This is a genomic window from Pedobacter sp. A2324 (assembly GCF_059693705.1).
On sequence record NZ_JCASSK010000004.1, the window covers coordinates 363063 to 375953 of the forward strand.

Below are 12891 nucleotides of genomic sequence, written 5' to 3' on the forward strand. Positions count from 1 at the left end.
TGTTTCTAAATATTGAAATAAAGCTTCAGGATTCAAATAATTTTGTTTCTTTGCTCAGCTAAATGATTAATAATATAAAAGGATACGCTCAATATGGATTTTTTACATACCGTTCTTGGTGATGACATACAGGCTGGTTTACTGATTATTCTAAACCTTGTTGTAATTGAAAGTTTGCTCTCGGTAGACAATGCTGCGGTATTGGCAACTATGGTGATGGATTTACCAAAAAGCCAGCGCGATAAAGCATTGAAATATGGTATCATCGGTGCATACGTTTTCAGGGGTATCTGTTTGTTCCTTGCTGCATGGCTGGTTAAAATCTGGTGGTTAAAACCGTTAGGTGGTTTGTACCTCCTTTATCTTGCCTTCGATTATTTCAGAAAAAAGAATAGTGGTAAAAGCGAGGAAGAAGAAGACCTGGATAAAAGTAAAAGCTGGATATACAAATCGACAGTTGGTCTGGTGGGTACGTTCTGGGCTACAGTGGCGCTGGTGGAAGTCATGGATTTAGCTTTTTCTATTGATAACGTTTTTGCCGCGGTGGCATTTACTGACAATATTTACCTGATATATATCGGTGTATTTATCGGAATACTGGCGATGCGCTTTGTGGCACAGGCATTTGTCAAGCTGATGGAGAAGTTTACTTTTTTGGAAACTGTTGCCTTCATCGTGATTGGTGTACTGGGAATCAAGCTTACTGCGTCTGTATTTACCCATTTTAACCCTGAATCAGAAATTTCTCATGTACTTGAAAGCGAAAAGACCGATCTCTTCGTTTCGATTTTTACCGTTGGTATTTTTATTATTCCTGTGGTAACTTCTCTGCTGTTCAATTTTCCAAAAAAACATATTACTGATGCCCATGTTGCTGAACAGGCAGAAGATGTACTCGATAAATCTTAAAGATTAGCTTACCTTTCGAAAAACTTACAATCTATATTTCTATAAATGAATCATTTTGGCAATATTAGAATTTTAAACAGATAAGGAATAAGTGCAATGGCTTTTTACAAACATTACTCATTTGATCTCTGGCTAACATTAATCAAATCCAACCCAACTTTCAAACTTGAACGTTCGAGGTATTTCTTTGAAAAGTTTAACAGCAAAAATAAAACTATTGAAGAAGTCAGCTCAATTGTCCGTCGGGTAGATTTAATGGTAAATGCCATGAACGAAAAAACGGGCAAAAATGTTGATGCTGACGAAATGCACCTGATTGTGATAAGCATGATTAATGATTACAACTTTTCCTTTTCAGAGATTAATCTTGAACAAATTTACGCAGATATAGAAGCTTTGTTTTTTGAGTTTATGCCACTGGTGTATTGCGAAAACTGTTTGCCCGTTTTAGCAAAAATTCAGGACTCACGAAGCAGTACGGTTAACATCTTAAGCAATACGGGCTTCATCAGAGGGCATACGCTTCGTCAGGTGATTCAGCAGCTGGGCATTGCTCCATTTATCGATTTCCAGCTGTATTCGGATGAGGTAAGGATGTCGAAGCCCAGCGCCGGCTTTTTTCAGCTGATGCTGGATGGCATCTGCAGGAAAACGCATCCTGATCTGCAACTCTCAGACGTGATGCACGTGGGCGATAACCCGGTTGCAGATGTATTGGGAGCAAAAAACATCGGCATCAATAGCATGCTCATTAATTCAAACAAGCAATCTATCTTAACGCTACTTTCATGATTCCATATACCTTTTCCTTACATAAAATAGAAAACACCGCTGATTTTGGCTTTGATCCGGATGATTACAGCAGGTTTAAATTTGGCGATGATCTGGTAGCCAGAACTTTTGGGAGAAACCTTGCCGACGCTTTTATCAGGTATTATTTAACTGATAACCTGATCAGTGGTCAGATTGTTGTGATATCCAGCCCTTACAGTTTTATACCAACAGCCACATTTGCCATGAAAAACTATTTCGTTTCTCAGTTGAACCGCTGGCTTGTAGAAAACGGAGCACAATCCGTTCAGGAAGCTAAGGTGCACCGGACAATTACCTATAAGGAAGACTATGGCGAATTAAGTGCTGAGCAACGCTTAAGCCTGATTGGTAATGATTCATTCCATATTGATAAGGATTTTTTAAGCGGCAAAACATTATTGTTTCTCGACGATATCAGAATTACTGGAAGCCATGAAAAGATGATTTTAAAAATGGCAAAAGAATATGATCTGACCAATGAAATACACATGCTGTATTTTGCAGAGCTGATCAATAAGAATATTCATCCGAACGTCGAAAATTTCCTAAATTATCACCAGATTAAGTCAATATTCGATCTGGAGGAAATCATTGACAGTGGTCACTTCTGTTTCAACACGAGGATTGTAAAATACATTTTGAATACACAGGAAAATAGTTTTAAAATCTTTCTGGAACGCCGTAGCAGTGATTTTATTAATCAGCTTTACGATTTGTCGCTGGGAAACAACTACCACACCATTGAGGCTTATGCCAATAATTTACATTCAATAAAAGACTACATTAAAAACAATAACTATAAATTAATTTAGATATGGCTATTAACTTACAGAAGGGGCAAAGAGAAAATATCGAGGCACCTAAATTCACCATAGGCCTGGGCTGGGATACAAACAATTCAACTACAGGAAGTGCATTTGATTTAGATGCCTCGGTTTTCATCTTAAACGATCAGAAAAAGCTGGTTTCAGACGAGAATTTTGTTTTTTACAACAACCTGGTTTCTCCTGACGGAGCGGTGGAACATACCGGCGATAACTTAACGGGCGATGGTGATGGTGATGATGAACAAATTAAAATTGACTTAACTAAAATTGACAGCCGTGTTAACGAAGTATGTGTGGTGGTAACCATTCATGAAGCTGATGTGAGAAGACAGAATTTTGGTCAGGTAAGAAATTCATTTATCCGTATTTTTGATTCAGTTAGTAATGAAGTGATCTTAAAGTACGAACTGGAAGAAGACTTTTCAATTGAAACTGCAGTTGAATTTGGTCGGATTTACAAACGTGAAGGTAAATGGAAGTTCGAAGCAGTAGGTTCTGGTATGAAAGGTGGTTTACAGGATTATTTAAATAAATATCAATAAATTATGGCAATCAATCTCGAAAAAGGACAGCGTATCAGTCTCGAAAAAAATAATGGCAGTAAGCTGCAAAATGTTTGTGTAGGCATCAATTGGGGCGCTATCGAAAAGAAGGGCTTATTTGGCTTTGGTTCATCGAAAGAAGCGGTGGATCTGGATGCAAGTTGTGCGCTCTACACGGAGAATAAGCAACTATCCGAGGTTGTATACTTCGGAAACCTCAAATCAAAAAACGGTTCAGTAAAACACAGCGGTGATGATTTAACAGGTGACATGGGGGGAGATGATGGTTTAGATAACGAAATCATCACTATAGATCTTAGTCAGCTGGATGCGAGCGTAAGCTATGTTGCATTTGTTCTAAACAGCTTCAGGGGGCACGATTTTGGAACCATTCCTTTTGCTTCTATCCGCATTTATGAAGGGACTACGAAACGTGTAAATGAAGTTTTTGCTAAATATGATATTGCCAATGGAGCTGCCTTCAAAGGATCAGTTTCAATGGTACTTGGTGTTTTCTACAAAAAAAATGGTGAGTGGAAATTCAATGCCATCGGAGAACCAACCAAAGACCGTAAATTGGAAGAAACTGTAAAAACAGTAACCCAAAACTATTTGTAGCCTGCAAACCTATTCACTATGGAAACGAACCCAAATGCAACACCATCTTTAACACCGGTAGTACTGGATAAAGATGGGAATGTAAATGTTGAACATATTAGTCCTGAAAGTACCGCAAAGTACAGGGAGATCGCTAAATCCCTCGAGCCATCTGACGTGAACTCGATCCTGAATTATGGAAGTGAAGCTCAGAATTCGATGGAGAAGTACAGTAACGATTTCCTTGCTTCTGTAAGAACTTACAACAGTGGCGAAGTGGGTGGTTTAATCAACGAACTACTTACTGAGCTTAACTATATTGATGTAAACGAGTTAGAGCAGAGTGGTTTCAAGAGTTTCATTTCGAAGATTCCTTTTCTGAAAGGTTTGGTTGTAGACGTGAAAAAGCTCTTTCAGAAATACGATGTGGTGGTTAATAATATCGATAAAATCACCAATAAAATTAAGGCAGGGAGGTTGAATTCGATTAAAGACAATACAGCTTTACAAACGATGTTCGACAGCAATGTGAGCTACATTCATCAAATGGAAGAGCTGATCATTTCCGGACAGCTGAAATATAATGAGCTTCAGGTTAAGCTTGCTGAAATGGAAGGAAGGCCAGCAGATTATCAGGATTACGAAATTGCCGATCTGAGGGATTTTACGAGCAGGCTGGATAAGCGGCTGGCTGATATGAAAATAGTACGGTTTATTATGCTGCAATCACTGGCTCAAATCAGAGTAGTGCAAAATAATAATACTTCGATAGCAGAAAAGGCGCAGTCGATTATTTCGACCACAATACCCGTATGGAAAAATCAGCTCACCATTGCGGTGGCCCTTCAACGCCAGAAAGCCAACGTGGAGATGCAGAAGAAAATTTCTGATACTACCAACACAATCTTACAAAAGAATGCAGAAATGCTGAAACAAAACAGCATTGATGTAGCTAAAGAAAATGAGAAAACGGTAGTATCTTTGGATACCTTGAAGCAAACCACCTCTTCATTGATAGAAACGCTGAACGAGGTTAAAAAGATCCATGAAGCGGGAGAACAAAGCCGCAGGGTACTTGACGGTGAGCTTAAAACACTTGAAAGCGAGCTGAAAAAGAATGTGACCCGGGTGGGTAATTAAATATGGACGAATATCGCTTAAATATTTTAAAGAAATCAAACACAGAGATCAGCAGGTTGCAACTGCTCTCTGTGTTTTTTGATGAAGAGATTATCTATAAAATTTATTTAAGAACACAGGTTATTCACCAGCTTTTTAACAATAATGAAGATCTCGAAATTGAAAAACTGGATCTTTTTCACCTCCAGTTTACCGATAGCGTAACGGCGTTGCTCAAAAAAATCAAAAAGAGCAATGAAAAAAATGTGTCTCTTATTTATGATGAAATCCACTTAAATGAGGAACTGATTGCAAAAATGGGTACAACCTTTAACGATCAGAAAAGCTTCAATCTTGAAAAACAACAACAGTCTTTGAAAATAAATCAATCGCTGAGGCGGCTCTATCAGGTGCTTTCTGATTTAAGCAGTGATTTTCCATTTTCGCGCAATATCAATGCCTTCAGTGCGAAATATGCAAACGACTTTTATTTCGATCTCAATACGGATCAGTTTTCCCGCCTGATCGACTATAGCACTAAAAATGTTTACACCAGTAGCTATGCCGTTATTGAGAAAAAGCTGATGGGCAAACTATGTAAGCATGATTTCCGTACAGCTTTTCATCTGGGTTTAAAATCAGGTGAACTGGTGATAGAGGTTTACCGGTTTCTGGATGAGGATAATTATTATTTGTTTTTCCCAGCCCGGAATCTTTTTCTTTTCTGCGATTTGAGCGTAATTGAGGGGATAGACATTTCTACCAACTTATCAGAACGTGAGCGTATTGTTCAGGAACTGCAGTTCAAAAATGATAAGCTGAAGAGTAGTGCAGCAATCCTTAAAACTGCTATTCCAAATGAAATCACACATTTACTGGAAAACAGTTACCAGAAAATTTCTGATGTTAATTTCCTCAATCACCTGAGCAATTTCGATGTTCAGTCAAACATATTAAAAGAGATGCTAAAAACAGATCTCTTTTAAAACATCATCAACGCCTATCTGGTCAAAATAGCCAGTTCTTTTTTAAACAGTTCAATTGTTCTTCCCCAGGCCAGTTTTGCAGCCGCTTCATTATACCTTGTTGGTGATGTGTTATTATTAAAGGCATGGTTAACACCATCATAGATATAAATTTTATAATCGATATTGTTTTCTTTTAATGCCTTTTCGTAGGCGGGGATTCCAGCATTAATTCTTTCGTCCAAACCTCCATAATGGCACATGATACTGGCTTTAATTTTAGGAACATCAGCTACATTTGGTTGTGCACCGTAATACGCTACTGCGGCTTGAAGTTTAGGATCATTTACTGCCAGTTTATTAGCCATGCCACCTCCCCAGCAAAATCCTACACATCCCACTTTTCCATTGCCATCTTTTCTGGTTCTCAGGTATTCAAGCCCTTTTAAATAGTTCTGCAGATTTTTATCCAGATCTAGTTTACCAATTAGTTCACGGCCTTTGTCCTCATCGGCAGGTGTACCGCCCAGAGGCGAAAGGGCATCAACACCCAAAGCCAGAAATCCTTCTGCAGCGACTCTTTTCGTGACGTCAATGATGTGTGGGTTAAGTCCTCTGTTTTCATGAATAACCAAAACGGTACCCAGGCTTTTTTTGCCTTTAGGTTTCGCAAGTACTGCTTTTATCTCTCCATCTACACCCGAATAGCTAACGTTGCTGACTTCAATTTCATCATTTACATAGCTGGCTGCGGCATAATTATTCTCTAATAGTGGGAGAACAGTCATCGCTAAAGCCGTACTACCGGCAAGCGTAGCCAGTTTTTTCATGAAATCTTTTCTACCCATCTGGCTGTGGGTGTATTCGTCGTATAGCTTAATTATTTTCTGATCCATTCACTTAAAGCAGTTTTTATCGCCATTTTTAGATCGGGTACAATTAGTCTCGAACTACCGGCGACAGCATATGTAATAATCTGATTCTTGTCGCTTACAATATACGCAGGAAATTCGGTGATTTCATAGGCATCTGCGATAGTTCTTCCTGAACCGATTACCTCAGTATTTGGAAGTGGATTTTCTTTAAGCTTTTTATTTACCAGTGCGATATCATCAGTAGTGATGATGGCAAATGACAAGTTTTTAGGGTTGTTGAGTTCTTTTACGAATGCAGAAAGTTGGTTAAGGGATTCATCGCAGCTTTTGCATCCGGCATACCAGTAAATCTGAACAAGAACCTGGTTGGTTGATCTGGCGGCTTTGAAATGGGGGATAAGCACTGACACATCAAGCTTTTTACCTGTAGATATATGCTCATTTTGAATGCTGGTATTATCCCTTATAAAATGGTTAAGCTTTTCGTATGCTTCGGAAGATAGTTTTTTAAGTGATATTCTTCTGGGGTTAGTGATTTCGTCAGCAGGTTTAGCGACGTACTGGCCGCTGATCAGTAGTTTATTAAACTGCGTATAACTCAGCGCTACCCCATTATCGTCAAAATATAATTGATTGGTATCAGTTCTCTGAGCTACTGTTGGCTTTAGCTTAATGATGTCGTCAGGAACATTTCTGACAGCCGTATAACTTTGCGCATTTGAACTGATGTAGCTGAAAATTAAGCCCAGGGCAAAAAAGTATTTCATTTATATTTGGTTTGAAACTGCAATTTAATATTAAATTTAAAATAACCGAAAGGTTAAGCAGCATTTGAGGCTTAAAGCATTGATTTTGTTACTTTAACACCACGATCCAAATGTTGGATGAGCTTGTTTTTTAGCTTCTGTAGGTTCGTGGTGTACAATTCATACGCCTTTTGAAGAACAGGTTGAAATTTGCAGGATACTCAAAACCCAGACAATAGGCAATCTGAGAGATGTTCCAGTCTGTATTCTTGAGTAGAGCAACAGCCTCTGCGGTAATCCGCCCGGTAATGTGTTCGGACGTTGTTTTGCCGGTTACTTCTTTTACTACATGGTTCAGGTGATTTACATGCACTAATAAACGCGACGCAAAATCCTGTGCGGTTTTTAGCTCAAGCGAGTGTTCTGTCGACCCAATAGGAAATTGTCGCTCTAAAAGCTCGATAAACAGGGAGGTGATGCGAACAGAAGCGTTGTTTTGTTTCAGTACCATCCCTGTGGGTTGAACCTTTAATGCCTCATGTACAATCAACTGCACGTAGTTGCGGAGCAGGTCGTATTTATGGATATAATCACCATCCATTTCATCCATCATTCTGGCAAAAATGCGTTTAATGTAGTCCTCTTGTTCCTGATCAATGCAAATCACCGGGCAATTGTTCAGCCTCAACAGCAGGGAATCTTTCAGGCTTTCGTTTTTGCTATGGATGAAATTGTCGGTAAAAAGGCAGAAATAACCATTAGGCTGAGGGGAAGTGCTTTGCCAGGAGTAGGGGATATTGGGATTGGTAAATAATAATGCCCGCTCTTTAATTTCGATGGTGGCATCGGCATAGTTTAAAATCCCATTACCGATAATGAGTGAAATCTTATAGAAATCCCTGCGGCTAAATTCAGAAGGAAGATTGGAGCACACTATTGCCCTGTTGAACACATTAAAGTGTCCGATATCATTGATCATTCCCAGGCTGGGCATGGGGATTTCAGGCAGGCGGATTTTTAGGTTATTATAAAAATCTACAAGTGTCTCCTTCTTCGCAATTGAATTTATCATGGTTTCTCTTCCTGAACGTAAAGTTAAGGATTCACAACTGTTCCGTCGTGCATTTCTTCACTTGGTTCTGCAACAAGTTTTTCACCTTCTTTCAGGTCGCCAAAAATCTCTATTTTATCTTCCGTTTCCCTGCCTGTTTTAACAGCAACCTTTACTGTCTTGTTATTACTTACTTTAAGCACGTAAAATCCTTCGCTGGTATCCAGCAAGGCTTTTTTCGGGATAATGAAAGTACTGGCGTTAGCGGGTAAAGGTATATTCACTTCTGCAACCATGCCCGGCAGGAGTGTTTTATTTTGGTTTGGAACATCCATTTCTATGCGTTCAGCCCTTAAACGCAAGTCTAACGCTCCTGAAAGTCTTTTTACCTTCGCTTTGAATTGTTGATTCGGTAGAGATTTAACGGTAAAGTTAATCTCGTCACCGGCAGTCAGATAGCCTGTATAAATTTCGGGTATGGACACTGCAAGACGCAGGTTTTTCTGATCCTGAAGCGTAAAGATAGGTAAATCAGAACCTTTACCTGTAGGCCCGACATAGGCACCAAGATTCACATTTCTTGCTGAAATCACACCGGTAAAAGGTGCTCTAATGGTGAGATAGTCTTGTATTGCACCAATCTCTTTGAAGGCCGCTTTTGCGGCATCCAGCTGGGCGAGGTCTGCATTTTTCCTGGCAAGTGCCTGGTCTAAATCATTTGTTGAAATGGTGCCCGGGGTTTTGCTGGTTTCATACAAACGGTTATAATTCGCTTTGCTCGCCGTATACACCGCCTCCTGCGCTTTTAATCGTGATTGTGCTGCAGCCGCTTGAGAAACCATTTCCGGTGCTTCCAGTGTCATTAGCAATTGTCCCTTGCTTACTTCTGAACCAATATCCACTTTAAGTGTTTTTACAAAGCTGCTTACCTTTGCATATAGATCTACCTGCTGCAAAGCAATCAGTTCACCGGGGAGGCTCAGGGCTGTAGACAATTTATCTTTTTTAAGATCAAAAGTAGCAATTGCTGCTTCTTTTTCTTTTTTAGCCGCTTGTTTTTCTGAATGATTACAGCCGTAGATTGCGCTTAATATGATTAAGGCAGTAATGGTAATGGATGATGAGAATGTGTTAGTTTTCATTTGTTTGTGCTGTTATTCGTTTTCGGCTAAACCTTTAATGTAGTGTAAACTTTCCGGATCTTCGGGATCCAATGACAATGAATTGGTATCTTGTTTGCCCTGTACCCATGCAAATACAAGAGGGAGAACAATTAATACCGCAAATGTTGATGCCAGCAGGCCTCCGATTACGGCACGGCCCAGCGGAGATACTGCACCACCGCCTTCGCCATGGCCAATGGCCATCGGCAGCATACCTGCAATCATGGCAATACTGGTCATAATAATCGGACGCAAACGCAAGGCCGCAGCCTCTCTTGCTGATTCAAGCGCGTTTCCATTATGCTTTCTCAGCTGTTCGGCGTTGGTGATCAGTAGAACAGCATTGGCAATGGATACACCTACCGACATGATGATACCCATATACGACTGAAGGTTGAGAGTAGAGCCTGTTAAAGTTAGTAATAATAATGAGCCCAGGATTACTGCCGGAACAGTAGCCAGGATGACTAACGGAACTTTAAATGACTGGAAGTTTGCAGCGAGCATGAGGAAGATCACCACAATGGCTACCAGTAAACCCGATTGCAGACTATCCAATGTCTCGGTTAATACTTTACTTAAACCCACCGCCGATACATTCAGCCCCCTTGGTAGTTCGCCTAAATTTTTAATCGCTTTATCCACATCTACCGAAGCCTTGCCCAGATCTTTGTGGTATAGGTTGGCGGTAACAGATAGAAAAGGCAAAGCGCCCACATTATCGTTTTCACCGTAGGTAGTATCGGGAGTAATTTTTGCCACATCGCTCAATACTGGTCTTGCCGTGTTTCTTAACAAGGGGATTTCACCAATATCATCTTTACTGGTCATCTGGTTTAGTGGTACCTGAACCTGTACACTATAAGGTAGTGCAGCTTTTTCATCCAGCCAAATGTTTTTATCTGTATAGCGGGATGAAGAGGTAGATGCAATCAGCGACCTGGAGATGTCAGCCATATCCACGCCAATCTGTGCTGCCCGGGTTCTGTCGATGTCGATATTCAGTGACGGGTATTTAATCGGCTGTGCAATCTGAACATCACGCATGTAAGCAATTTCTTTCAACTCCTTCAACACCTTGCCGGCGTACTTTTCGTTGAGCTTTTTATTTTTTCCCGAGATGCGGATTTCAATAGGTGTCGGGGAGCCCTGACTTAATACTTTATCTGTCAGCTCTATAGGTTCAAATGAAAGCTGAAGATCAGGTGATGCTTTTTTGATCCGTGCACGAAATTCATCCTTGAAATCATCCATATCTTCTTCAAAGTCCTTTAAACTCACCTGGAAAACGGCCTCATGAGGTCCGGCCATAAACTGATAGATGGGATTCACTGAATATTGAGCAGGATGCTGACCAACATAAACAGATGATATGCCAACGTGTTCAGCGCCTACCATTTTTTTAAGCTCCGCTAATACAATATTTGCTTTCTCTTCTGTACGTTCCAGACGGGTGCCATCGGCAGCTTTGATCCGGAGCTGGAACTGGCTTGAGTTTACTCTGGGTAGTACGTCGCGACCGATATTCATCAGCAGCAGTGCGGCAAGGCTAACGATGGCGATCAGGTATATGATTACCACCGGCTTCCGGTACGGCATAATCCTGTCGATAAAGCGCATGAATCTGTTTCTGAACTTATCGAAGAAACTGATCTTACCGTCGTCATTAAAATCTTCACGCTCTACCAATACTTTCTTCTGATTTAAAGTGTCTTTTTCTGATTCGAGGGGAATTCCGGTAGCTTTGAAATCTGCTTCGTCCTGAGTCATCCCCGGGTGATGTTCAGCACCTTTTTTAGGATGGGCAACCATCAGCCAGTTTGCCATAATGGGAACAAAAGTCTGCGACAGTAAAAAGGATACGACCATGGAGAAACCTATGGCCAGTGCCAGTGGTAAAAATAGTGCGCCGGGTATGCCTGTCATGGTAAATGCAGGGGCAAAAACGGCTAGAATACAAAGGAGGATCAAAAGCTTTGGAAATGCAATTTCCTTACAGGCATCCCATATGGCCAATGCCTTGGGTTTTCCCATGTCGAAATGCTGGTGGATATTCTCAATGGTAACGGTTGATTCGTCTACCAGAATACCAATGGCCAGAGCCAGGCCACTAAGCGTCATGATGTTAATGGTTTGCCCAAAAAGCTTAAGGAATAAAACGCCGGCAATAATGGAGGTTGGAATAGTTAAAATTACAATTAATGCGGCCCGTTTATCACCCAAAAAGAGCAATACCATCAGGCCGGTGAGAATTGCTCCGATTGCACCCTCACTCACCAGACTCTTGACAGCATTAATTACATACACTGACTGGTCGAATTCGTAGGATAATTTTACGTCTTCGGGCAGGGAGTTTTGAATATTCGGTAAGTTTTTTTTCAGGTTCTTTACTACATCCCAGGTGGACGCATCACCAGATTTTGCAATGCTCAGGTATACCGAACGTTTGCCATTGATCAGTGCATAGCCTGCAACCAGATCTGCACCGTCTTTGATGGTGGCCACATCTTTCAGCTGCAAATTCTGTACGCCACCTTTAAACAATGGAATAGTTTCAAAATCTTTAACTTTTTTGATGGTATAGTTTGTTGGGGTCAGGTAGTTTTTATCGCCAATTCTGACATTTCCTGATGGGGCCGTCTGGTTATTCAGTCTGATGGCTTCTACCACCTGATCTACCGTAAGGTTGTGTGAACGCAGCAGCGAAGGATTAACATTTATTTCAATTGTACGCGGACTTCCACCAAAAGGGGCGGGGGACAACAAACCCGGAATTGCGGAGAAGCCCGGACGGATATAGGTGTTTGCCATATCCTGCAATTCATTGTTGGTTCGCGTGGCACTGCTCAATACCAGCTGCCCAACAGGCAAAGACGAGGCATCAAAACGGATGACGAAAGGGGGCTGTGATCCCGGCGGGAATATCGCCTGGGCCCTGTTAGAAAGGGCACTAAGCTCTGCCGCCGCCTGCGCCATATTGGTTCCCTCATAGTAGGTGAGTTTCATCAGCATTAAACCCTGCGTATTTTTAGTTTCAATGCTTTTGATGCCATTTGCAAAAAGAAGGATGTTCACATATTGCTTTCCGAAATAAGCTTCCATTTGCGATGGAGTGTAACCGCCAAATGGGTGGGCAATATAGATTACAGGCAAATTCATCTGTGGTAAAATATCAACCTTGATCTGGTTGATTGCACCTATCCCGAAGAAAAATAATCCCGCTACCAAAACGAGTATGGAAATGGGCTTGCGTAGTGCGAAACGTATTAAATTCATTGATATAG

The 12891-nt window shown here is 40.8% G+C and carries 12 protein-coding genes; 7 read left to right on the forward strand and 5 right to left on the reverse strand.

What is annotated here, in order from left to right:
- Positions 1-93: 93 nt before the first annotated feature.
- The 7 genes from AC570I_RS14215 to AC570I_RS14245 all read left to right on the forward strand — a co-directional run bounded on the left by AC570I_RS14215 (position 94) and on the right by AC570I_RS14245 (position 5793).
- Positions 94-909 carry a TerC family protein gene (locus tag AC570I_RS14215; RefSeq protein WP_047799260.1) on the forward strand — a complete coding sequence of 272 codons (816 nt, stop codon included), beginning with the start codon at positions 94-96 and terminating at the stop codon, positions 907-909.
- Positions 910-1005: 96 nt separating this feature from the next.
- On the forward strand, positions 1006-1701 hold the full coding sequence (locus AC570I_RS14220; protein WP_497405945.1) for an HAD family hydrolase: 696 nt from the start codon (positions 1006-1008) through the stop codon (positions 1699-1701).
- A complete protein-coding gene (locus tag AC570I_RS14225; RefSeq protein WP_497405946.1) occupies positions 1698-2534 on the forward strand; it encodes a phosphoribosyltransferase family protein in 837 nt (278 codons plus the stop codon). Before AC570I_RS14220 ends, AC570I_RS14225 begins: the two co-directional genes overlap by 4 nt.
- 2 nt (positions 2535-2536) lie before the next feature.
- Positions 2537-3091, forward strand: coding sequence for a TerD family protein (locus tag AC570I_RS14230; RefSeq protein WP_497405947.1), 555 nt, complete (start codon positions 2537-2539; stop codon positions 3089-3091).
- 3 nt (positions 3092-3094) lie between these two features.
- Complete coding sequence (locus tag AC570I_RS14235) at positions 3095-3709, forward strand: TerD family protein (RefSeq protein WP_497405948.1); 615 nt, start codon at positions 3095-3097, stop codon at positions 3707-3709.
- An 18-nt stretch (positions 3710-3727) separates the two neighbouring features.
- Positions 3728-4828 (forward strand): toxic anion resistance protein, encoded by a 1101-nt coding sequence (locus AC570I_RS14240; protein ID WP_497405949.1) that lies wholly within the window; start codon positions 3728-3730, stop codon positions 4826-4828.
- Positions 4829-4830: 2 nt separating this feature from the next.
- The gene (locus AC570I_RS14245) at positions 4831-5793 is read left to right on the forward strand and encodes a hypothetical protein (protein WP_497405950.1); all 963 of its coding nucleotides are present in this window, start codon (positions 4831-4833) and stop codon (positions 5791-5793) included.
- Between the two features lie 14 nt (positions 5794-5807).
- On the opposite strand, the gene AC570I_RS14250 is transcribed toward AC570I_RS14245, so the two are convergent.
- From AC570I_RS14250 to AC570I_RS14270, 5 genes are all read right to left on the reverse strand, one after another.
- Entirely contained in the window at positions 5808-6668 is an 861-nt protein-coding gene (locus AC570I_RS14250; RefSeq protein WP_497405951.1) for a dienelactone hydrolase family protein, read from the reverse strand.
- Positions 6653-7414 (reverse strand): peroxiredoxin family protein, encoded by a 762-nt coding sequence (locus AC570I_RS14255; protein WP_497405952.1) that lies wholly within the window; start codon positions 7412-7414, stop codon positions 6653-6655. The genes AC570I_RS14250 and AC570I_RS14255 overlap by 16 nt, the downstream gene beginning before the upstream one ends.
- 130 nt (positions 7415-7544) lie before the next feature.
- The gene (locus AC570I_RS14260; RefSeq protein ID WP_497405953.1) at positions 7545-8465 is read right to left on the reverse strand and encodes a helix-turn-helix domain-containing protein; all 921 of its coding nucleotides are present in this window, start codon (positions 8463-8465) and stop codon (positions 7545-7547) included.
- 23 nt (positions 8466-8488) lie between these two features.
- Positions 8489-9586 (reverse strand): efflux RND transporter periplasmic adaptor subunit, encoded by a 1098-nt coding sequence (locus tag AC570I_RS14265; RefSeq protein WP_497405954.1) that lies wholly within the window; start codon positions 9584-9586, stop codon positions 8489-8491.
- 12 nt (positions 9587-9598) lie between these two features.
- The gene (locus AC570I_RS14270) at positions 9599-12883 is read right to left on the reverse strand and encodes an efflux RND transporter permease subunit (RefSeq protein ID WP_497405955.1); all 3285 of its coding nucleotides are present in this window, start codon (positions 12881-12883) and stop codon (positions 9599-9601) included.
- Positions 12884-12891 lie beyond the last annotated feature (8 nt).

Excerpts from the sequence above, each read along its gene's own strand:
- AC570I_RS14265 (WP_497405954.1), bottom strand. The coding sequence starts at position 9,586 with ATGAAAACTAACACATTCTCATCATCCATTACCATTACTGCCTTAATC.
- AC570I_RS14240 (WP_497405949.1), top strand. The coding sequence starts at position 3,728 with ATGGAAACGAACCCAAATGCAACACCATCTTTAACACCGGTAGTACTG.
- AC570I_RS14245 (WP_497405950.1), top strand. The coding sequence starts at position 4,831 with ATGGACGAATATCGCTTAAATATTTTAAAGAAATCAAACACAGAGATC.
- AC570I_RS14260 (WP_497405953.1), bottom strand. The coding sequence starts at position 8,465 with ATGATAAATTCAATTGCGAAGAAGGAGACACTTGTAGATTTTTATAAT.
- AC570I_RS14215 (WP_047799260.1), top strand. The coding sequence starts at position 94 with ATGGATTTTTTACATACCGTTCTTGGTGATGACATACAGGCTGGTTTA.
- AC570I_RS14255 (WP_497405952.1), bottom strand. The coding sequence starts at position 7,414 with ATGAAATACTTTTTTGCCCTGGGCTTAATTTTCAGCTACATCAGTTCA.
- AC570I_RS14230 (WP_497405947.1), top strand. The coding sequence starts at position 2,537 with ATGGCTATTAACTTACAGAAGGGGCAAAGAGAAAATATCGAGGCACCT.
- AC570I_RS14250 (WP_497405951.1), bottom strand. The coding sequence starts at position 6,668 with ATGGATCAGAAAATAATTAAGCTATACGACGAATACACCCACAGCCAG.
- AC570I_RS14225 (WP_497405946.1), top strand. The coding sequence starts at position 1,698 with ATGATTCCATATACCTTTTCCTTACATAAAATAGAAAACACCGCTGAT.
- AC570I_RS14235 (WP_497405948.1), top strand. The coding sequence starts at position 3,095 with ATGGCAATCAATCTCGAAAAAGGACAGCGTATCAGTCTCGAAAAAAAT.
- AC570I_RS14270 (WP_497405955.1), bottom strand. The coding sequence starts at position 12,883 with ATGAATTTAATACGTTTCGCACTACGCAAGCCCATTTCCATACTCGTT.
- AC570I_RS14220 (WP_497405945.1), top strand. The coding sequence starts at position 1,006 with ATGGCTTTTTACAAACATTACTCATTTGATCTCTGGCTAACATTAATC.